At 72.0% G+C, this 19,991-nt stretch carries 23 protein-coding genes and 1 pseudogene; 10 read left to right on the top strand and 14 right to left on the bottom strand.

Annotated elements, in window-relative coordinates:
* Positions 1-12: 12 nt before the first annotated feature.
* A complete protein-coding gene (locus SYYSPA8_RS38480; RefSeq protein WP_456115157.1) occupies positions 13-354 on the bottom strand; it encodes a DUF7848 domain-containing protein in 342 nt (113 codons plus the stop codon).
* A complete protein-coding gene (locus SYYSPA8_RS08535; RefSeq protein ID WP_323446409.1) occupies positions 255-479 on the bottom strand; it encodes a hypothetical protein in 225 nt (74 codons plus the stop codon). Before SYYSPA8_RS08535 ends, SYYSPA8_RS38480 begins: the two co-directional genes overlap by 100 nt.
* 118 nt (positions 480-597) lie before the next feature.
* On the opposite strand from SYYSPA8_RS08535, the gene SYYSPA8_RS08540 reads away from it, so the two are divergent.
* Together SYYSPA8_RS08540 and SYYSPA8_RS08545 are read left to right on the top strand one after the other, a co-directional pair.
* A complete protein-coding gene (locus SYYSPA8_RS08540) occupies positions 598-1,341 on the top strand; it encodes a helix-turn-helix domain-containing protein (RefSeq protein WP_323446410.1) in 744 nt (247 codons plus the stop codon).
* Between the two features lie 2 nt (positions 1,342-1,343).
* Positions 1,344-1,814: an NUDIX domain-containing protein gene (locus SYYSPA8_RS08545; protein WP_323446411.1), complete on the top strand. Its 471-nt coding sequence runs from the start codon at positions 1,344-1,346 to the stop codon at positions 1,812-1,814.
* A gap of 26 nt (positions 1,815-1,840) precedes the next feature.
* Here SYYSPA8_RS08545 and msrA read toward each other — a convergent pair whose 3' ends face one another.
* From msrA to SYYSPA8_RS08560, 3 genes are all read right to left on the bottom strand, one after another.
* On the bottom strand, positions 1,841-2,557 hold the full coding sequence (msrA, locus tag SYYSPA8_RS08550; protein ID WP_323446412.1) for a peptide-methionine (S)-S-oxide reductase MsrA: 717 nt from the start codon (positions 2,555-2,557) through the stop codon (positions 1,841-1,843).
* A 100-nt stretch (positions 2,558-2,657) separates the two neighbouring features.
* Complete coding sequence (locus SYYSPA8_RS08555; protein WP_323446413.1) at positions 2,658-3,785, bottom strand: hypothetical protein; 1,128 nt, start codon at positions 3,783-3,785, stop codon at positions 2,658-2,660.
* A 385-nt stretch (positions 3,786-4,170) separates the two neighbouring features.
* Positions 4,171-5,277: a hypothetical protein gene (locus SYYSPA8_RS08560; RefSeq protein ID WP_323446414.1), complete on the bottom strand. Its 1,107-nt coding sequence runs from the start codon at positions 5,275-5,277 to the stop codon at positions 4,171-4,173.
* A gap of 230 nt (positions 5,278-5,507) precedes the next feature.
* Between SYYSPA8_RS08560 and SYYSPA8_RS08565 the strand changes: the two genes are divergently transcribed.
* A complete protein-coding gene (locus SYYSPA8_RS08565) occupies positions 5,508-6,668 on the top strand; it encodes a cystathionine gamma-synthase (RefSeq protein ID WP_323446415.1) in 1,161 nt (386 codons plus the stop codon).
* Positions 6,669-6,767: 99 nt separating this feature from the next.
* Here the strand turns inward: SYYSPA8_RS08565 and SYYSPA8_RS08570 are convergent, their stop codons facing one another.
* The 4 genes from SYYSPA8_RS08570 to SYYSPA8_RS08585 form a co-directional block, all read right to left on the bottom strand.
* Positions 6,768-6,959: a DUF1059 domain-containing protein gene (locus SYYSPA8_RS08570; protein WP_323446416.1), complete on the bottom strand. Its 192-nt coding sequence runs from the start codon at positions 6,957-6,959 to the stop codon at positions 6,768-6,770.
* Between the two features lie 79 nt (positions 6,960-7,038).
* On the bottom strand, positions 7,039-7,311 hold the full coding sequence (locus SYYSPA8_RS08575; protein ID WP_323446417.1) for a hypothetical protein: 273 nt from the start codon (positions 7,309-7,311) through the stop codon (positions 7,039-7,041).
* A complete protein-coding gene (locus tag SYYSPA8_RS08580; protein ID WP_323446418.1) occupies positions 7,308-7,859 on the bottom strand; it encodes a sigma factor-like helix-turn-helix DNA-binding protein in 552 nt (183 codons plus the stop codon). Before SYYSPA8_RS08580 ends, SYYSPA8_RS08575 begins: the two co-directional genes overlap by 4 nt.
* A 258-nt stretch (positions 7,860-8,117) precedes the next feature.
* Complete coding sequence (locus SYYSPA8_RS08585; RefSeq protein ID WP_323446419.1) at positions 8,118-8,621, bottom strand: MarR family winged helix-turn-helix transcriptional regulator; 504 nt, start codon at positions 8,619-8,621, stop codon at positions 8,118-8,120.
* Positions 8,622-8,776: 155 nt separating this feature from the next.
* Between SYYSPA8_RS08585 and ilvA the strand changes: the two genes are divergently transcribed.
* From ilvA to SYYSPA8_RS08610, 5 genes are all read left to right on the top strand, one after another.
* Positions 8,777-10,012, top strand: coding sequence for a threonine ammonia-lyase (ilvA, locus tag SYYSPA8_RS08590; RefSeq protein WP_323446420.1), 1,236 nt, complete (start codon positions 8,777-8,779; stop codon positions 10,010-10,012).
* A gap of 322 nt (positions 10,013-10,334) precedes the next feature.
* Positions 10,335-11,411 carry an ATP-binding cassette domain-containing protein gene (locus SYYSPA8_RS08595; RefSeq protein WP_323446421.1) on the top strand — a complete coding sequence of 359 codons (1,077 nt, stop codon included), beginning with the start codon at positions 10,335-10,337 and terminating at the stop codon, positions 11,409-11,411.
* The gene (locus SYYSPA8_RS08600) at positions 11,408-12,265 is read left to right on the top strand and encodes an ABC transporter permease (protein WP_323446422.1); all 858 of its coding nucleotides are present in this window, start codon (positions 11,408-11,410) and stop codon (positions 12,263-12,265) included. Before SYYSPA8_RS08595 ends, SYYSPA8_RS08600 begins: the two co-directional genes overlap by 4 nt.
* A 162-nt stretch (positions 12,266-12,427) precedes the next feature.
* Positions 12,428-12,973 (top strand): UTRA domain-containing protein, encoded by a 546-nt coding sequence (locus SYYSPA8_RS08605; protein WP_323446423.1) that lies wholly within the window; start codon positions 12,428-12,430, stop codon positions 12,971-12,973.
* A 17-nt stretch (positions 12,974-12,990) separates the two neighbouring features.
* Positions 12,991-13,533: a UTRA domain-containing protein gene (locus SYYSPA8_RS08610; protein ID WP_323446424.1), complete on the top strand. Its 543-nt coding sequence runs from the start codon at positions 12,991-12,993 to the stop codon at positions 13,531-13,533.
* Positions 13,534-13,613: 80 nt separating this feature from the next.
* On the opposite strand, the gene greA is transcribed toward SYYSPA8_RS08610, so the two are convergent.
* Together greA and SYYSPA8_RS08620 are read right to left on the bottom strand one after the other, a co-directional pair.
* Positions 13,614-14,111, bottom strand: a complete 498-nt coding sequence (greA, locus tag SYYSPA8_RS08615) for a transcription elongation factor GreA (RefSeq protein ID WP_323446425.1) — start codon at positions 14,109-14,111, stop codon at positions 13,614-13,616.
* Between the two features lie 181 nt (positions 14,112-14,292).
* The gene (locus tag SYYSPA8_RS08620) at positions 14,293-14,703 is read right to left on the bottom strand and encodes a DUF4307 domain-containing protein (RefSeq protein ID WP_323446426.1); all 411 of its coding nucleotides are present in this window, start codon (positions 14,701-14,703) and stop codon (positions 14,293-14,295) included.
* A 239-nt stretch (positions 14,704-14,942) separates the two neighbouring features.
* On the opposite strand from SYYSPA8_RS08620, the gene mca reads away from it, so the two are divergent.
* Both mca and SYYSPA8_RS08630 read left to right on the top strand, forming a co-directional pair.
* On the top strand, positions 14,943-15,824 hold the full coding sequence (mca, locus tag SYYSPA8_RS08625) for a mycothiol conjugate amidase Mca (protein WP_323446427.1): 882 nt from the start codon (positions 14,943-14,945) through the stop codon (positions 15,822-15,824).
* The gene (locus SYYSPA8_RS08630) at positions 15,817-16,065 is read left to right on the top strand and encodes a hypothetical protein (RefSeq protein WP_323446428.1); all 249 of its coding nucleotides are present in this window, start codon (positions 15,817-15,819) and stop codon (positions 16,063-16,065) included. Before mca ends, SYYSPA8_RS08630 begins: the two co-directional genes overlap by 8 nt.
* Before the next feature lie 168 nt (positions 16,066-16,233).
* Here SYYSPA8_RS08630 and SYYSPA8_RS08635 read toward each other — a convergent pair.
* The 3 genes and pseudogenes from SYYSPA8_RS08635 to SYYSPA8_RS08645 all read right to left on the bottom strand — a co-directional run.
* A pseudogene (locus tag SYYSPA8_RS08635) lies at positions 16,234-18,846 on the bottom strand (tetratricopeptide repeat protein); the annotation flags it as partial.
* A gap of 99 nt (positions 18,847-18,945) precedes the next feature.
* Positions 18,946-19,173 (bottom strand): hypothetical protein, encoded by a 228-nt coding sequence (locus SYYSPA8_RS08640; RefSeq protein ID WP_407705968.1) that lies wholly within the window; start codon positions 19,171-19,173, stop codon positions 18,946-18,948.
* A 165-nt stretch (positions 19,174-19,338) separates the two neighbouring features.
* Positions 19,339-19,875, bottom strand: coding sequence for a Uma2 family endonuclease (locus SYYSPA8_RS08645; RefSeq protein ID WP_323446430.1), 537 nt, complete (start codon positions 19,873-19,875; stop codon positions 19,339-19,341).
* Positions 19,876-19,991: the final 116 nt, after the last annotated feature.

The following is a 19,991-nucleotide window of genomic DNA, read 5'->3' on the forward strand; positions in this document are numbered from 1 at the left end:
GCAGGCGTCGTCTCATGGGCGATCCCCATCAGCGGGGACCACGCGCCAGGGGCGGGCAGCCATTTCGAAGTAGCGCAGGTGCGTGGGGTTCGCGTCGGTGTGGGCGAAGGCCCAGTCCCGTGCGGCATCAAAGTCGCCCTGGGCGCCAGACGCGACTTCGCACGTCGTGCAGACCAGTTCGTGGATCATCTCCGGTGCGTCCCTGACGGGATCCGGGCGCATGATCCACCGGGCGGGGTGTAAGCCGAAGCGCCTCACAGGGCACGCACGCTGTTCGCGTTCCGTTCGGCCAGCTGCTTCCGGAGCCGGTCGGAGGCATCGGCCGGCTGGACGTTCTCCGGGGAGGCGTCCCACTCCAGGCCGCCCCCGGGCGGGCGCAGCTGCACATAGGGGCCGACATGGCCCATGACCGTACCGACTCGCCTGGTCACCGAATCCAGTGCCAGGGTGCCCACTTCCGGGGCGGAGTTGTTCGTCATACGGGGAGGATCAGGCCGGTCGCCAGGACGGGGATACCTCCCCCAAAACCCATTTGGGGACGTCCTGGGTGCGGTAGAACGTCCCTAGCAACGTCCCCAGCTCCAGGGAGAGACTGCGATGCCGAACGAACGGCTCCGAGCAGCCATGGCAGCCGGTGGGTGGACCTATGCCACTCTCGCGACGAAGGCAGAGGTCGACCCCAAGTCCGTTGAACGGTGGGTCAATCTGGGCCGCACGCCACGTCGAACCACGGCCCTGCTCGCGGCAGAGACCCTAGGAGAAGACGTGCACACCCTGTGGCCCGCACTGAGTCAGGCTCGTGCCGCCCGCGCGGTCAGCCCGGAACTGGTCGCCCTCTACGAGAAGCGGGCGGACATCCCGGTGTCGGTCTTCACCGACATGTTCGCTCAGTCCCGCGAGCACATCGACGTGCTTGTCTACGCCGCGATCTTCCTGCACGAGGCGTACCCGCGCCTCAACGAGTTGTTGCGGGAGCGCGCCGCCGACGGCTGCACCATCCGGATCGCTCTCGGGGACGCCGACAGCCAGAACGTCCGGCAGCGTGGCGAGGAAGAGAAGTTCGGGCACGGCATCGAGTCCCGGTGCCGACTGGCCTTGATGCACTACCGGCCGCTGATCGGGGTGCCGGGAATCGAGGTCCGGACCCATGGGACGACGCTCTACAACTCCCTCTTCCGGGCAGATGATCAACTGTTGGTCAATGCCCACGTCTGGGGAGTGAACGCCTACGGAGCACCCGTCTGGCACCTCAGGCGCAACGGTGCCGGAGGGATCTTCGACACCTACGCACAGAGCTTTGACGCCGTATGGGCGATGGCGTCCCCGATCCGCGAGGAGTGACCGTGGCCCGTACCGAGTACTACGACGATCCCGAGGCCCCCGAGCCGAACAGTCTCGTTGTTGCCGCGTCCGCCGTCGTGACCGACGAACAGGGGCGCATCCTGCTCCAGCGGCGCCGGGACAACGATCTCTGGGCCCTGCCCGGCGGCGGCATGGATATGACCGATTCCCTCCCCGGTACGGCGGTGCGCGAGGTCCGGGAGGAGACGGGCCTGGACGTCGAGATCACCGGGCTGGTCGGTACCTACACCGACCCCCGTCATGTGATCGCCTACTCGGACGGCGAGGTGCGGCGGCAGTTCAACATCTGCTTCACGGCCCGCGTCACCGGCGGCGAACTCGCCATCTCGGACGAGTCCACCGAACTGCGGTTCATCGACCCGGACGACCTCGCCGACCTCCCCATGCACCACACCCAGCAGCTCCGCATCGGGCACTTCCTCGAACGCCGCGACCGGCCCTATCTGGGATGACAGGGCCGGATGACGAGGGCTGAGGACTACTTCTCCTCGGGGTCCGGGGACGCCGTCAGGCCCGTCGGGCAGGACGCGCCCCCGTTCGTCTCGAACGGGTCACCCAGCTTGACGCCCGTGCCGCCGATGCCGCAGTAGCCGCCGGGGTTCTTGTCCAGGTACTGCTGGTGGCCCGCCTCGGCCGGGTAGAAGGGGCGGCCCTCCTCGGGGAGGATCTCCGTCGTGATCGTGCCCTGGTGGCCGGCGGCCGTCAGTACCCGCTGGTAGGTCTCGCGGGACGCCTCGGCGGCCGCCGCCTGGGCGGGGGAGTGGGTGTAGATCGCGGAGCGGTACTGCGTACCCACGTCATTGCCCTGGCGGAAGCCCTGCGTCGGGTCGTGGGACTCCCAGAACAGCTTCAGCAGCTGCTCGTACGAGACCACCGACGGGTCGTAGACCACGCGGACGGCCTCGGTGTGGCCGGTGCGGCCGGAGCAGGCCTCGTCGTACGTCGGGTGCGGGGTGTAGCCGCCCTGATACCCCACGAGGGTGGTCCACACGCCGGGGGTCTGCCAGAACTTCCGCTCGGCGCCCCAGAAACAGCCCAGGGCGAAATCGGCGGTCTCCAGTCCCTCCGGATAGGGCCCCAGCAGCGGATTGCCGAGGACCGTGTGACGCTCCGGGACGGAGAAGGAGGGCTCGGTGCGGCCCCTCAGCGCCTGCTCGGGGGTGGGGAGCTGGGGGGAGCGGGAGGACAGGAACATGCTGGGCTCCTTGGGATTGCCGGCCTAGGGAGAACGTACGGGGACGCGTCCGGAATTCCCGCCTCTCCCCCATCTCCCCGGACACTCCGAGGCCGCCCGCTCAGCCGCCCGACAGATTGATCGCCATGTCCCGGAAGGCGCAGTACGCCGCCGCCGGGTCGGACGACTCCGTCCACGGGAACGCCCCCACATGCCCGTCCACCCGCCGGAACTGCTCCAGCGCCGGCGCCGCCCGCCCCTGGCGGACCAGGAAGTAGGCCAGGACATGGCGGGCCTCGGCCAGATAGGGATGGTCCGGGTCGGCGGCGGAGGCGTCCTCGTGGAGGCGGTCCACCGCGGCCAGGACCCCGCGTTCCCTGAACGGCCGCGCGTCCCCGTCGGCGGGCCGGTGGTGGTCCCACCACGCCGTCAGCCACAGCGAGCTGAGCAGCACCCCCGGCGGCGCCGCGAGCCCCGCCCGCTCCGCGAAGGAGAACGCCAGCTCGGGGGAGCCGTGCCAGCGCGCGGACCAGTACTGGAGGGCGCTGCGGTGCGCCATCAGGTGGTACGGGTCGAGGGCGACCGCGCTGCCCCACAGCCGGTGCATCTCCGCGTGCGGACGGTTCAGGCCGATCCCGCGCCAGATGTCCGCGACATAGGGGGAGGGGTCCCGCGCGTCCAGGTCCTTCGCGCGGGCGATGTCCCGGCCCGCGCGGCTCAGGATGCGGAAGAAGCCTTCCGACTGTTCGGGGGACATCCGTCCGTCCCCGGCGCCGCCCCGGATCTCCCAGGCCAGATCGGTCATCGCCTTCGCCTGCACCGCCGCGGCCCCCGCGTCCTCGGGCTGGTGGGTGCGCCAGCGCTGGAGCCAGACGTCGTCCCGCCGGGCCGCGCCCGCCAGCTCGCCGATCACGGCGGTACGGAGTTCCCACCGCTCCCCGGTCGCCGCCAGCAGCTCCGCGCCCGGCCGCCAGTCGCCCGCCCGCGCCGCCGCGACCACCCGGTCGAGCCCGGGGTCGGGCGCGGCCCGGCCGGTGTTCTGGCGTTCCCTGGGCAGCAGGCCCAGCGCGGCGATCCGCTCGGCGCTCACCGGCCGGTCCGCCCGTCGGCCGAAGCGCAGACCGAAGCCGGAGCGGGGGAGGGAGTGGGAAACGGAGCCGAAGCCGGAAGGGGAGGCGGATCCCGGGCGGTCCACCGGACCGGGGCCGCCGCCGGTGGCGTCCTTCGGGCGGCGCGAGAAGAGGGGCATGAATCCGGACCTTTCCGTGGCCGCGGAGGCACGCCCCTGGGCGGCTGCCCCCCGGATTGGCCCCGCCGGACAGGACCGCGGTGTGGGCGCGGCGTGACGAAGGCATGGCGAACGTGGCGAAGGCATGGCGAAGTGGTGCGGGGGAGTCGGAGTATCACTCCACGTACCCCCCACTGGCAACCACGCCTCCGGGCCGCTCGCCCACCCTGGGGCAGGATCGCGCCACCGGGTTCCCCAGGCCGTGCCGAGCGCGCTCCGCGAGCGCCCCGCGACCGCCGCCGGCCGGGAGTCCCCCTGGCGCCGGGGCGGCCCACCGTGGCGTTCCGCCCCCGCTCCCCGGCCCGCCCCCGGCCCGTCCGCCGCCGCGTCCCGCCCGGACCCCGGATCAGGGCGCCAGCGTCGCCGGGCTCCCGCCGTTCGCCTCGTACCCCGCGACGGCCAGATTGCGGTGGAGCGTGTACTCCGCCGCCGGGTCGGGGCTCTGCGTCCACGGCAGCGCGCCCACATGGCCGTCCACCCGTACCAGCTGCTGCATCGCCTCGGCCCAGCGCTCGCCCCGGACCAGGAACCAGATCAGCAGATGGCGGACGTGCGGCAGGACCGGGTCGCCGTCGCGGGCCGAGTGCGCCGCGTACAGCGCGCCGTCCATCGCCTTGCCGACCACGGCCGTGCCGTAGAAGTTCTGCACGACGACGAGATCGGGGATGTGCTCGTACACCGCGAAGAGGGGCAGCGCCGCCAGCAGGGAGCCCTGCGGGGCCCGCGCCGCCGCCGTCGTCGCGAAGTGGTCCGCTTCCTGCCGGCTGCCGTGCCACTTCTCGCACCAGTAGTGCAGGGCGGCCAGATGCGCGCCCATGTGGTGCGGCGCGCGGTCGATGACCTTGGCCCACACCTGGTCGAACTGGTCGTGCGGATAGCCGAGGCCCCGCGCGATCGCCAGTTCCACGATGTACGGGATGGGGTCGCCGGGAGCCAGCAGGGCCGCATCGGCGCAGGCCGTGCGGGCCTCGTCCAGGATGATCCGGAAGTCGTCCGACCCGACGGCGGAGGAGCGCCACGCCTGCTGCACCAGGAACTCCGCGTGCACCTGCGCGCCACCGGCGTCCTTCGGGGACTCCAGCCGCCAGGTCCGCAGCCAGGACCCGCCCGCGCCGGGCTTCTGCGCCAGCTCCAGCGCGGCGGCGCCGGCGAACGCCTGCACCCGCTGCCAGCGCAGCTCGCCGCTCTGGGGGGTGCCGGCCAGCAGCTGCGACGCGGCCCGCCAGTCCTGGGTCCGCTGGACGAGGTCGAGGACGTCGACGAGGTCCTGGTCGGGGCCGGGCAGCCGGATGTCCTGGAGTTCCTGGCGGAGGAACCCGTAGCTGACCGGGTCCGCCGCGTCGGGCGCGTCGGGCGCGACCTGGCGGATGCCCACGGCCCGCCGGCGCAGCGCGAACGGGAGCAGGACCGCCGTCAGCATGCCCAGCGCGATCAGGAACCAGAGAATCTCCATGGGCCCATTCTCCCGGACGCCGCGATTCTTCCGGACGCCCCCGGTCTCCCGGACGCCGTCATGTTTCCGGACGCCCGCCGGTCCCCCAGGCACGCGCCCGCCTTCCGGACGCCCCCTGTCTCGGACCGCTGCCCCCGGTACGGCGGGGGCCCGCCCGGCACCGTCCGGAATCGGCCGAAGCGACCGCTCCCCGGCGGCGGGCCCCCGACCCGCGCGGCTACCCTCGGGCCATGAGCCACCAGGACATCAGCAGCTCCCAGCACCTCGAAACCCTCGCCATCCACGCGGGGAACACCGCCGACCCGCTGACCGGCGCGGTCGTCCCGCCCATCTACCAGGTGTCCACCTACAAGCAGGACGGAGTGGGCGGGCTGCGCGGCGGCTACGAGTACAGCCGCAGCGCCAACCCCACACGTACCGCTCTGGAGGAGAACCTGGCGGCGCTGGAGGGCGGCCGGCGCGGACTCGCCTTCGCCTCCGGTCTGGCGGCCGAGGACTGCCTGCTGCGGGCGCTGCTGAGCCCCGGCGACCATGTGGTGATCCCCAATGACGCCTACGGCGGTACGTTCCGTCTCTTCGCCAAGGTCGTCGCCCGCTGGGGCGTCGAATGGTCCGTCGCCGACACCTCCGACCCGGCGTCCGTGCGCGCGGCGCTCACCCCGGCGACCAAGCTGATCTGGGTCGAGACCCCGTCCAACCCGCTGCTCGGCATCACCGACATCGCGGCCGTCGCCGACATCGCGCGCGGCGCCGGTGCCCGGCTGGTCGTCGACAACACCTTCGCCAGCCCCTACCTCCAGCAGCCCATCGCGCTCGGCGCGGACATCGTGGTGCACTCGCTGACCAAGTACATGGGCGGCCACTCCGACGTCGTCGGTGGCGCGCTGGTCGCGGCGGACGCGGAGGTCGGCGAGGAACTGGCGTACCACCAGAACGCGATGGGCGCGGTCGCCGGGCCCTTCGACTCCTGGCTGGTGCTGCGCGGGATCAAGACCCTGCCGGTACGGATGGACCGGCACAGCGAGAACGCGGGCCGGATCGCGGAGCTGCTGACCCGGCACCCGAAGGTGACCCGTGTCCTGTACCCGGGGCTGCCGGACCACCCGGGCCACGAGATCGCCGCCAAGCAGATGAAGGCGTTCGGCGGGATGGTGTCCTTCCAGGTCGAGGGCGGCGAGGAGGCGGCGGTCGCGGTCTGCGACCGGGCGCGACTCTTCACGCTCGGCGAGTCCCTGGGCGGGGTGGAGTCGCTGATCGAGCACCCGGGCCGGATGACCCACGCGTCGGTCGCGGGCTCCGCGCTGGAGGTGCCGGCCGACCTGGTGCGGCTGTCGGTGGGCATCGAAGCGGTGGACGACCTGCTGGCGGACCTGGAGCAGGCGCTCGGCTGAGCCGGGGCGATCGGGACCATCGGGGCCATGAGGGGAACCGGCCGTCGTCCCGGCCGGTTCCTCTCGCTGCTTGGGCCCGGGACCTTCGCGTCCCGCTGTTCAGGCCGGGACCTTCTCGTCCTCCAGCATCCCGCGGATCTGCTGCCGCAGTTCGGCGCTGTCCTCATGGCCATGCACCGAGACGGCGTGCTCGGTGGCGGCCCGTACGACCTCGTCCTCGCGGCCCGAGATGGTGAGGGTGCAGCCCGACTCGCTCGGGAACTTCCGGCAGTCGGCGACTTTCCTGGTCATGGCGACCTCCTCGGTGGGTAGGTGCCGCTTCCTTCCAGCGTAGGCCCGGTCACCACCCGTCACCACCCGTCACCACTGCTCACCATCCGTCCACGCTGTCCACGCTGTCCACGCGGGGTGTGACCCCGGCCGGGGCGGACTCCCAGGGCCGGGCCGCGTTCGCCCACAGCGTGAACGCGACCGCCGCCGTCAGCAGCAGCGCCCCGAGCACCCGGCGGAGCCCCCGGCGGTGGCGCCGGATCCGTTCCCCCCGTTCCTCCGCGCGCTCCGCCAGCCCGGCGGGCACCGGCGCGGGCCCTCCCGCGAGCATCCGCCGCACCTGTTCCTCCTTGCGGCTGGGCGGACCGCTCACCTCCCCGCCTCCGCGACCGGACCCGGCCCTGCCGCCGGTCCGGCCACCGGCCCTGCCATGGGCCCCGGCCCGGTGCCCGCGTCCGCGCAGAGCCTGGCCACGGCCCGGCGGGAGATCAACCGGACCTGTTCCACCGGCAGTCCGGCCAGCGCGGCCGTCTGTTCGTCGCCCACCGATTCGTACAAGCGCAGTACGACGATCAGACGCTCGCGCGCGGTGAGGATACGCAGGACTCCGTCCGGGTCCGGACACCCGCCGGCCCTCCCGCGGCCGCGGAAGCGGTGTGTCCACAGCCGCTGGCCCCGGGCGAAGCGGGTGATCAACTCCTCGCGGGCCAGGCTGTACGGGTCCTCGCCGCGCAGCCGGTCCCAGCGGGCGTACGTATGGGCCAGTGCCTCGGTCACGAGCCGGCGGGCACGGGGGTCCGCCCCCGGCGGCTCGGCCGTGAGCAGGTTCGCGACGTGCAGAAGTCGCCCCGCCGCGCCCGTGACGAACTCTTCGAACTCACGGGCACGGCGGGATGCCGCCACCGCCCGTCGCGCGTTCACGCCCTCATCTACGGGCAGTTCGGCGGCCGGGGTCAAGAGGCGGGCAGCGGAAAGTGGTCCCGGACGCCGTGAGGCGCCCGGGACGGCGGCCCTGCTGTTGGACGGTCGGCCCGGGTGGTCGGCGTACCAGGGTCGTCCGTCAGAAGTCGTCCGTCAGGCGTCGTCCGTCAGGAGTCGTCCGTCAGAAGGGGCAGGGAGGGAGTGGGGAGTCGGGTGGGACGCCGTACGGCCGTCGGGCTCCGCTACGGCGCGGTACGGCTACGAGGCCCCGGTCTGTTCCAGTGGCAGCCCCGTCTGCCGGGCCGAGAGCGCGGTGTTGAACCGGGTGAGCAGCAGGCAGAAGGACTCCCGCTCGTTCTCGGTCCAGCCGTCCGTCACCTGCTCCATGAGCGCGCGCCGCGATGTGCGGACCTCTTCGAGACGTGCCTGTCCGCGCGGGGAGAGTTGAAGAACGACCGCGCGGCCGTCCTCCGGGTGCGAGGTCCGTTTGACCAGGCCGGTGTCGACCAGGGGCGCGACCTGCCGGGTCACCGTGGACGAGTCGATGCCCATGCCTGCCGCCAGTGCTTTCACCCCCATCGGGCCTTCGCGGTCGAGCCGGTTGAGCAGGAGATAGGCGGCGCGGTCCATCGAGTTGCGGACCTGGCCAACCCCGCCGAGACGGGTCTGTTCCGCGCGCCGGGCGAACAGGGCGACCTGGTGCTGGAGAGCATCGAGGAGGCCAGGGTCGAGATGTGTCGTCATGTCCTGGGAAGTGGGCATGGCCAAGGGCTCTCTCGTGCGGTGGTCAGATTTGTGGGGGACACAGTACGCGGCCGTGGCGCGGTCCGGACGAGGTTGGGGAAACCCATAGGAAGGGGATCGGGGCGTCGAACGCCGGGCGGCCGCCACCCGTGTGAGCTGCGAGACTTGAGGTCATGAGCTTCAGCACGCCAGACACCTTTCGCCCGGTGATCCTCGACGATGTCCGCGGGGCACAGAAGATGCTCTCGGGGGTCGCCCGCGTCACCGCGCTGGAGGGCAGCCGGCACCTGACCGGTCTGGTCGGTGCGCCGGTCCGGCTGAAGTGCGAGAACCTTCAACGGACCGGGTCGTTCAAGCTGCGCGGCGCCTATGTGCGGATCTCCTGCCTCCGCCCCGAGGAGCGGGCGGCCGGGGTGGTCGCGGCCTCCGCCGGCAACCACGCGCAGGGTGTGGCGCTGGCGTCGTCGCTGCTCGGGGTGCGGTCCACGGTCTTCATGCCGGTGGGCGCCCCGCTGCCGAAGGTGGCGGCGACCCGGGAGTACGGCGCTGACGTACGGCTCCAGGGCCAGATCATCGAGGAGACACTGGACGCGGCGCGGGAGTACGCGGACCGGACGGGCGCGGTCTTCATCCATCCCTTCGACCACCCGGACATCATCGCGGGCCAGGGGACGGTCGGCCTGGAGATCCTGGAGCAGTGCCCGGAGGTGCGGACCATCGTCGTCGGCGTGGGCGGCGGGGGTCTCGCGGCCGGGATCGCGGTGGCGGTGAAGGCGATACGGCCCGACGTCCGTGTGGTGGGGGTGCAGGCGGCGGGCGCGGCCGCGTATCCGCTCTCGCTGGCGGCGGGGCACCCGGTGTCGCTGGTGTCGCCCGTGACGATGGCGGACGGCATCAGGGTCGGCCGGCCCGGGGACGTCCCGTTCCGGATCATCGAGGAGCTGGTGGACGAGGTCCGCACGGTGTCGGAGGACGAGCTGTCCAGCGCGCTGCTGCTCTGTCTGGAGCGGGCGAAGCTGGTCGTGGAGCCGGCCGGGGCGGCTCCGGTGGCGGCGCTGCTGAGCGATCCCCGGGCCTTCGCGGGGCCGGTGGTGGCGGTGCTGTCGGGCGGCAATGTGGATCCGCTGCTGCTCCAGCGGGTGCTGCGGCACGGGATGGCGGCCGCCGGGCGCTATCTGTCGCTGCGGCTGCGGCTGACGGACCGCCCGGGGGCGCTGGCGGCGCTGCTGGGGTCGCTGTCGGTGCTCGACGCGAACGTCCTGGACGTCAGCCATGTGCGGACCGATCCGCGGCTCGGGCTCACCGAGGTGGAGGTGGAGCTTCAGCTGGAGACGAAGGGGCCGGAGCACTGCGGGGCGGTGGCGTCCGGGCTGCGGGACGCGGGGTACACGGTGACGGTGATCCACTGACCGTCGCCCGCATGTCCGGCTGGTCGCCCGGGGACGATATATCGCGTCGTGATGGCGCGTACGCCCGTACTGGGCGCGGATACGGCACCGGCACGGGTGACGGTGGTGGCGCGCGAACCGTGGTGATACGCGATCTATCGCGTTAGGGTGCTGTCCCCCGTCGTCGCCGTGCGGTGCCGCGTCCCGGACGCCCCGCCCTGCCGCCGCCAAATAATGAGAAACGGGACTAAAGGCAGCAAGATGGGCATCTTCGGGCGGTCCCGCGCGACCCGTGCGCCACCACCACCGAACCGACCTGTCTGCCACACCCTGGGAGATCCCTATGCCGGGCGCCATTCACGCCGAAGGCCTGGTGAAGACCTTCGGCGAGGTCAAGGCACTGGACGGCGTCGATCTCGACGTCCCCGAAGGCACGGTCATGGGACTGCTCGGCCCCAACGGGGCCGGGAAGACCACCACCGTGCGCGTACTGACCACACTGCTCCAGCCCGACCGGGGAAAGGCCCTGGTCGCGGGCATCGACGTACTCAGGCACCCCAACGAGGTCCGCCGCTCGATCGGGCTCTCCGGTCAGTTCGCCGCCGTCGACGAGTATCTGACCGGCCGGGAGAACCTCCGGATGGTCGGGCAGCTCTACCAGCTGAGCGCGCGGGACGCGAAGCGGCGGGCGGCCGACCTGCTGGAGCGCTTCGGCCTCACGGAAGCCGCCGACCGGCCCGCGAAGACCTACTCCGGCGGCATGCGCCGCAGGCTCGACCTGGCCGCCGCGCTGGTGGTCTCACCGCCGGTGATGTTCATGGACGAGCCCACCACCGGCCTCGACCCGCGCAACCGCCAGCTTCTGTGGGACGTCATCCAGGAGCTGGTCAGGGGCGGTACGACGCTCCTGCTCACCACCCAGTACCTGGAGGAGGCGGACCGTCTCGCCGACACCATCTGCGTCGTGGACCACGGCCGGGTCATCGCGCGCGGCACCGCCGACCAGCTCAAGGCGCGTACGGGCGGCGAACGCGTCGAGGTCGTCGTGCACGACCCCGCCCGGATCGCCGCCGCCCGCGAGGTACTGCTCGGATTCGGCAAGGGCGAGGTCGCGATCGAGGAGCACACCCGCCGGCTGACCGTCCCGGTCGCGGGCGGGGCCCGGCTGCTCGCCGAGGTCATCCGCGAGCTGGACGGCCAGGGTGTGGAGATCGACGACATCGGGCTGCGCAGGCCCACGCTGGACGACGTCTTCATCGCGCTCACCGGCCACGCGGCGGAGCAGGCGGCCGCGGCGAAGAACAAGAATGACGGCGGCGACGGCGGCGACGGCGGCAGCGGCGGCGGCAGCAGCGGCGCGAAGGACGCACGGGACGCACGGGACGACGACGGCACCGACCGCAAGGAGGCATCCGTATGACCGCGACGACCGAGACCGCCCCGCTCCCGGTGCCCCGGCGGCACGGCAGGTTCGTGCAGTCGATGGGCGACTCGCTCGTCGTCGCCCGGCGCAATCTGATCCGTATGACCCGCATCCCGGAAATGGTCATTTTCGGCCTGATCCAGCCCGTGATGTTCGTGGTCCTCTTCACCTATGTCTTCGGCGGCTCCATCCAGGTCGGCGGCACCACCTCGGCACAGGCGTACCGGGAGTTCCTGATGGCGGGCATCTTCGCCCAGACGGTCACGTTCGCCACGGCGGGCGCGAGCGCGGGCATCGCCGACGACATGCACAAAGGGCTGATCGACCGCTTCCGCTCGCTCCCCATGTCCCGGGGCGCGGTCCTCACCGGCCGCACCTTCGCCGACCTGGTCCAGACGACCCTGACCCTGATCGTCCTCGCCGGCGTCGCCCTCCTGGTCGGCTGGCGCACCCACACCAGCTTCGGCGAGGTCCTCCTCGGCTTTCTGCTGCTGCTCCTGCTCGGCTACGCCTTCTCCTGGATCGGCGCGCTGATCGGCCTCTCGGTCCGCACCCCGGAGGCGGCCACCTCGGGCGGGCTGATCTGGCTCTTCCCGCTCACGTTCATCTCGAACGCGTTCGTGGACTCCAACCAGATGCCGACCTTCCTGCGGCACATCGCGGAGTGGAACCCCTTCAGCGCGACGGTCCAGGCCTGCCGCGAACTCTTCGGCAACCTCCCCCCGGGCTACGAGGCCCCGGCCGCGTGGCCGATGCAGAACCCGGTCCTCGCGTCGGTCCTGTGGTCGGTCCTGATCCTGGTGGTCTTCCGCTCCCTCGCGGTCCGCAAGTACCGCAGGGCGGCGGGCTGACCACCGCTGTGCCGAGGCGCCCGCCGCGTTCACGGGGACGCGGGGGGCGCCTCGTTTTCCAGCCGTACGGGAGGATGCGCCGGGCCGGAGCGGGGGCGGGTTCGCCGACGGGCTCCCCGGGTAGCGCCCCTGTGAGTCGTCGGACGACCACAGGAGGCGAGGATGCCACCGCACGAGGAGGACGCTGTCGAACCGGGCAGGAGACAGACCACGGGGCCCGAACGGTTGCGGATGCTCAGAGCGGGCGGCACGGGGACACTGCCCGGGGAACGGGTCGAGGTGACCGGAGCCGGACTCGAACCGGCACCGGCCGATGTGGCCGCCGCACTCGGCGTGGCCGAGGGCACGCCGGTCGTCCGGCGCCGGCGGCGCTATGCGGACGAGCGGGGGCCGGTCGCCCTGTCGACCTCCTGGCTCCCCGGCTTCCTCGCGGACGAGGCACCGGAACTGCTCTCTCCCGAACCCTTGCCCGCCATGACCTTCGGCCTGGTGGAGGAGCGCACCGGACGCCGGGTCGTCCGCCGCCGGGACGCGATCTCGGTGTGCCGTGCACCCGACGACGTGGCGACGCTGCTCGGTGTGGCGGCCGGGGAGCCCGTGCTGCTGTGGAGCAATCTCTACTGGGACCAGCACGGTGACGTGACGGAGTACGCGACGGATTTCCTCGGCCCGGGGCGTGAACTGGCGGCCGAGTACGACATGCCGTGAGGAAAGGAGCGCCGACGATGACCGATCGGTGGCAGCCGGTGCGGCGACACGGCATCACCCGGCTCGCCGCCGACGGCTGGCGCGGTGGCCGGTCCGTGTGGGAGAGCGAGGCCGAGGGCCGGGAACTGGTCGTCGACCAGCTCGTCGTCGGGGAGGAGACCGCCGGTGAGCGCATCGCCGGAGTGCTGGGGATCGAGCCCGGGGCCGCCCTCTGTCTCCGGTCGCGGCGGTACGTCCTCGATGGCAAGCCCGTCATGCTGGCCACGTCCCACCTGCCCGCCGAACTGGTCGCCGAGTCACCCGTCACCTGGGGGGACCCGGGCCCTGGCGGGATCTACGCCCGGCTCGCGGACCTCGGCCACGCCCCCGTCCACTTCCGCGAGGAGGTACGGGCGCGGATGCCCTCGCGGGAGGAGGCCGGGCGGCTCGGGCTCGGCAGCGGGACGCCCGTCGTGCTCATAGCCCGTACCGCGTACACCGCCGCCGGGCGGGCCGTCGAAGTCAACGAGATGACGCTCGACTCGGCCGCCTACATCCTGGAGTACGGCTTCGGGGCGTGACCCCCGGCGCGCGAAAAGCGTTCGGACACGCGAAAGCCCCGGGGAGGTCGTCCCCGGGGCCCTCGAAGTCGTCGTCCCGCTCAGGCCGTGTACGGCTTGGCCGCGAGGATCGTCACCGACGCCCGGTTGCCGTTCGGCAGCTCGTACTCCGCCGTGTCGCCGACCTTCTTGCCGTTGACGCCCGTGCCCAGCGGGGACTGGGGGGAGTACGTCTCGATGTCCGAGCTGGCGTACTCGCGCGACGCCATCAGGAACGTCAGCGTGTCGTCCTCGTCGCCGTCGAACGCGATCGTCACCACCATGCCGGGCTCCACGACGCCGTCGTCGGCCGGCGCCTCGCCGACCTTCGCGCTCTCCAGGAGCTGGGTCAGCTGGCGCACGCGAAGCTCCTGCTTGCCCTGCTCCTCCTTGGCCGCGTGGTACCCGCCGTTCTCCCGCAGGTCCCCCTCCTCGCGCGCGGCCTCGATCTTCTTGGCGATCTCGGTGCGCGCGGGACCAGACAGGTACTCCAGCTCGGCCTTGAGCTGGCTGTACGCCTCCTGGGTGAGCCAGGTGACGTTCTCGCTGGTCTGGGTCACAGGTGCTCCTCGTAGGTACTGGGAATACAAAGCATCGCCCTCCCCAGAAGCATGCAGCCATCACGGATGGGCGAAACCACGAGCCTAACAATTTCGCGGCAGAAGGGGGAGGACAAAAACCATGAGAAATGCGTCAGTGCAGGTCAGCGCCGTGCTCCAGGACGCAAGGGGGATAAACGGACTAGCGGGCGGAGCAGCCCACCAGCTCCGCGCTGGTCGCCTGGGCCGTCGTGCGGACCCTGACGATCTCGTCGATCCGGCTCCGGCCCGTCCCGTCCACCGCGACGTCCACCCGGCCGACCTCGGCGCCGTCCTTGGCCCGGGAGCGGACCGTACAGCTGCCGGTGGTGTCCGCGCCCTTGCGGATCTCCAGATGCACCTGCACCTCGGAGGCCGACGTCACGTCGAACTTGATCACCTCGGCGCTGATGTCCTGCTCCGCGATGTAGTCGTAGCCGAACCAGCCGACCATCGCGAGGAAGCCCACGCCCAGCACCGAGCCCAGGATCTTCAGCCGGCGGTCCGCACGCTGATCGGCCGAGCGGCCGTAACGGCCCTCGGGCACCTGCTCGCGCTCGCGCACCGCGCTCATCGTCGTTCCTCTCGGCATCGGCCGGGACGGCACTGGATCTTTCCCGGCACTTCCCGACACCCCCGGACAGATCATCCCCGGTGATTCTCCGTGATGGCCCATCGCGGAGGGCACCCGGAATTTTCCACCCCCGGATTCGGTCACTATAGAAGCCTGCCTGCCGCCGGCCGACCGCCACCCCGCCCCGCGGGGCCGTTTCCGGTGGCCCGCGACGAATCACGAGTCACGAGGAACGAGTCTTGACTGAGCAGCTGCGACTGATGGCCGTTCACGCCCACCCTGACGACGAGTCGAGCAAGGGGGCGGCCACGATGGCCAGGTATGTGTCCGAGGGGGTGGACGTGCTGGTCGTGACCTGCACGGGCGGCGAGCGCGGCTCCATCCTCAACCCCAAGCTCCAGGGCGACAAGTACATCGAGGAGAACATCCACGAGGTCCGTCGCAAGGAGATGGACGAGGCCCGCGAGATCCTGGGCGTCGGCCAGGAGTGGCTGGGCTTCGTCGACTCCGGGCTCCCCGAGGGCGACCCGCTGCCCCCGCTGCCCGAGGGCTGCTTCGCCCTGGAGGACGTGGAGAGCGCCGCCGGCCCGCTGGTGCGCTCCATCCGCTCCTTCCGGCCGCAGGTGATCACCACCTACGACGAGAACGGCGGCTATCCGCACCCCGACCACATCATGACCCACAAGATCACGATGGTGGCCTGGGAGGGCGCGGCGGACGCCGAACGCTTCCCCGAGGACGAGTTCGGCCCGGTGTGGCAGCCGAGCAAGCTCTACTACAACCAGGGCTTCAACCGGCCGCGCACCGTCGCCCTGCACGAGGCGCTGCTCGCGCGCGGCCTGGAGTCCCCGTACGGGGAGTGGCTGGACCGCTGGAAGGAGTTCGAGCGGGTCGAGCGCACGCTGACCACGTACGTTCCCTGCGCGGAGTTCTTCGGGATCCGGGACAAGGCGCTGATCGCGCACGCCACCCAGATCGACCCGGACGGCGGCTGGTTCCGGGTTCCGCTGGAGCTTCAGCAGGAGGTCTGGCCGACCGAGGAGTACGAGCTGGCGAAGTCTCTGGTCGATACCTCCCTCCCCGAGGACGACCTCTTCGCGGGCATCCGCGAGAATGCCTGATATGAGCGGAAGCGCAAACCTCGCAATGATGCACGCGGCCACGCTGGCCCAGGAGCTGGACAAGAACAAGGTCACCCCCGGTGTTCTCGGCTTCCTGGTCTTCGCGGCGCTGGCCGTGGGCGTCTGGTTCCTGATGAAGTCCCTCAACCGGCACATGGGGCGGATCAACTTCGAGGAGGCCCCCCCGGCGGGTGCGCCGAAGGTGGCGGGGCCGGCGGCGAAGGCCGTCAAGAAGGTCTGACGCAAGCGGCGGACCGGGCCGGCCGGGCGGAGATCCATCCGCCCGGCCGGCCGTCGTCGTGCGTTCGGCGCCGCCGCGTGGCCTGCCGTGGCCCCCGGCCCGTGCCCCCCCCGGAGCCGCAGCCCTCAGGCCCGTACCCTTCAGGCTCGCTCAGGCTCAGGCTCAGGCTCAGGCTCCGGCCCCAGATCCCGCGCCCGACCCCGGGCCGTCCAGCGGTACGCCCATGACCTCCCGCGCGTGCCGGTTCGGCACCAGCCCCAGCTGCCACGCCTGCCAGCCGTCCTCCAGCCGCACCCCCCGCTCCAGCACCACCGCCAGCGCCCGCGCGCACTCCGCCAGCCTGCCGTCACGGGCCGGGTGCTCCGCCCGCTCCAGCGCCGCCAGCTCCTCCTGCGCCACGGCCGTGCCGACCTCGGTGCCGCCCGGCGAGGCGTACGGCAGCAGGGTGCAGCGCAGGAAACGGGCCCAGTCGCCGCCGCGCTCGTCCCCGTACGAGGCGAACAGCGCCACGGCCTCGTCGCAGAGCGCCAGCGCCCGCTCCGCCCGGCTGTTGCCCGCGTCGATCAGGGCGAGTTCCAGGCAGGTCCACCCCTCCCCGTGGGCGACCCCGATCCGGCGGAAGTCGTTCCGGCACTCGACCAGCAGCTGACGGGCGAAACCGGAGTTGCGCAGACCGCCGGTCCGGGCCGCCTGTAGGTCGCGGGAGACCCGGCCCGAGTGGTGACGGGCGCACGCCAGCCCGTACCCGTCCCGCATCAGCGAGAACATCGTCCGCGCCCGCTCCAGCTCCCGCACCGCCTGGTCCAGGTCGCCGCGCTCCTCCAGCGCCTGCCCCAGGTAGTACAGCGTCCACGCCTCGCCGCGCGCGTCCTCGTTCTCCCGGTGGCGGGCCAGTGCCTCCCACAGCCCGTCCACGGCGAGCAGCGGATCGCCGTCCACCAGCCGGGCCCGCGCCAGCTGCGTCAGCGCCCACGCCTCGCCGCGCCCGTCGCCCGTACGCCGGTACAGCTCCAGTGCGCGGGACAGCTCCGACTCCGCCTCGGGGACCGTGCCCATCCGCAGGTACACCTGCCCGAGCTGGAAATGGGTCCACGCCTCGCCGTGCAGCGACTCGCCCTCGCGGTGCAGGGCCAGCGCCGTCGCCAGCAGCGACCGGGCCTCGGCCAGCTCGGCCCGGTCCCGGCGGACCGCCGCCAGCGCGTGCAGCGACCAGGCCCGGTCCTCCGCCTGCCCGGCCGAGGACTGGAGCGCGACCGCCTCGGTCAGCTTCTCCGCCGCCTCGGACAGATGGCCCTGGTGGTGCAGGGTGATCCCGAGGGAACAGAGCGCCAGCGCGGTGCCCGCGTCGTCGTGCTCGTCGCGGTAGAGGCCGACCACCGACGACAGCGTGGTCCGGGCCTTGTCCAGCTCGCCCAGCTGCCGGGCCGCGATCCCCGTACGCCACTGCACCGAATGCTCCAGTGACCCCCGGCCCACGGACTGCGACAGCTCGCCGATCTCCCCGAGGCGGTACAGGTCCCCCCGGAGCAGACAGTGATCGGCGAGGGCGCCCAGCAGCCGCTGGAGGGTCCGCTGGTCGACGCCCTCCGCGTACCGCAGCGCGGAAGTGATGAAGCTGGCCTCGTCGTCCAGCCAGCGCAGCGCCGAGTCGAGCGACGAGAAGCCGTGGGCACCGAACTGGCCGGCCCGGGTCGACATCTTGCCGTCCACCATCCGCACCACCGCGCCGGCGAGATCCGCGTAGTTCCGGATCAGACGCTCCTGCGCGGCGGTGCGCTCGGCGGCGTCCTCCTCGTCCAGGAGCCGGGCGCGGGCGAAGGCGCGGACGGCGTCGTGGAGGCGGTAGCGGCTGGCGCGTACGCGGTCGATCAGCCCGGCGTCCGCCAGTTCGGCCAGCAGTCTGCGGGCCTCCCGCTCCTCGGTGGCGAGCAGGGCAGCGGCGGCGGCCGCGCCCAGGGAGGCCCGTCCGGCGAGGGCGAGCCGCCGCAGCAGCCGGCGCCCCGCCTCGCCCTGTTCGCCGTAGCGGAGCCAGAGGGCCCGCTCGACGGGGGCGGCGTCCGGCTGTGCCGCGAGACCGTCGGCGAGTTGCCGGACGGTACGGGTCCCGAGCGCCGAACCGGCGATCCGCAGCGCCAGCGGCAGCCCGCCGCACAGCTCACGCACCCGGTCCTCGGACCGGCCGTCGTAGGGCGCTTCGGGCGCGGCGCCCTGCCGCCCGGCCACCTCGCGCAGCAGCTCCTCCGTACCGGCGCCGTCCAGGGCCTCGACGGGCAGGTGGTGCACCCGGGCGGGGAGGGAGTCCGGGAGCGTCAGCGGCCCGGTGGCGGTGACCAGGACCAGGCTGTCGGAACGCTCGGGAAGGAGCGTACGGATCTGCTCGGCCTCGTCGGTGTCGGCGGCGTCATCGAGGATCACGGTCACCGGCAGCCCGGTCAGATGCCGGTGGTACAGCTCGGCCAGCCGCCGCACCTGCTGCTCGGCGGAGGAGCCCTCCCGGAACAGCAGCTGCTCGCGGGGGGCGCCGAGCCGGTTGAGCAGATGGAGCAGGGCGTCGCGGGTGGGGAGGGGCCGGTCGCTCGCGCCGCGCAGATCGACCAGACAGGCGCCCCGGAAGAGGTCCTTCAGGTGGTGGGTGGCGCGCAGCGCGAGCGCGGTGCGGCCGGAGCCCGCCGGGCCGTGCAGGACGACCACAGTGGGCCGGGTCCCGGTCGCGGCGCGGGCGGCCCGTACCCACTGGGCGATCTGCTCCACGGCCTCCCGCCGGCCCGTGAACGGACCTTGCATAGTGACGGGTCGGGCGTCGCAGGGAAAGCCGAATGTGTGCATCGATCCGAGTACACCCATGGGCCCGGCTGTCGGACACGAGCGAGGACGGCTCCTTCAATCAGCGTCCTGACGGGTGGCGCGGGAGTCCTCCGCCCCGAACAGCTCGCGGTGCGCGGCCGCGATCTCCTGCTCGGTGAGCGCACCGTGTTCGGCCTCGTGCGAGGCGACGATCTCGTTGAGCCCGTCCATGGTGAGGCGGAGCCGGACGGCTTCGGTGATGTAGCTGGACACTCCCTGGCGTCCGACTCGTGAGGGCAGCTCACCGATCAGATCGGAAGGCATGGACACGGAGATGCTCCTGGTCGTCCCAGGTCGCGTCGGCTTCATGCCTCCAGCGTGCGGCAAGGTCTGTTACAGCGTGCGGGATTCTCCGCAGGAGCCCGCTCCCGCCGGTCGTGCCACGGGCCCCCGACATCCCGTGCGCGAGGAAGTGATCTTCCAGCGCTGTCAGACGGTTCCCAGGTCCACGGTTACGGAGAAGGGCGCGGCAGCCTTGATCACACCGGTGAACATCTCGCCGTCCCGGTAGACCTTGGTGGCGGGGTCGAGAACGTAGGTGTAGATGATCGGGACCCCGGTGGCGGCCTGTTCGACCCGCCAGTAGAAGGGGATGCCGGCCTTGGCGTACTGGTCCACCTTCACGATTCGGTCGGTGGTCTCCGAGCCGGGTGACACGACCTCGACGATCAGGAGTACATGCTCGGGGCGGGTCGGCGTGAGGTCGATGGTCTCCGCCCGGTAGACGGCGACGTCCGGGCGGCGGTTGGTGAGCGGAACGTCCTGGAGGCGGACGTCGAAGTCCGTGTCGGCGTTCCAGTCCGGGCCCGCGGCGGCGTCCAGGGCATTGGCCAGGATCCGGGCCAGCCGGTTGTGCCGCTTGGAGGTGCTCGGGCTCACCACGGCCATCCCGTCCACGATCTCGATGCCGTCGCACTGTTCCTCGGACCAGGAGTCGTACTGCTCCGCGCTGATCTGCGTATGCATCTACGCGGGTGCCACCACTGCGGCGGTCATGACGTACCTCCTCCGAGGAGCCTCGTACAGTTCCAGCGCTGCCGGGTCAGCCTACTGTCCCGTGGTGCCGGGGTGCCCGATGCCGA

Origin of the sequence: Streptomyces yaizuensis, assembly GCF_034961445.1 — a bacterium.
Taxonomy (GTDB): Bacteria; Actinomycetota; Actinomycetes; order Streptomycetales; family Streptomycetaceae; genus Streptomyces; species Streptomyces yaizuensis.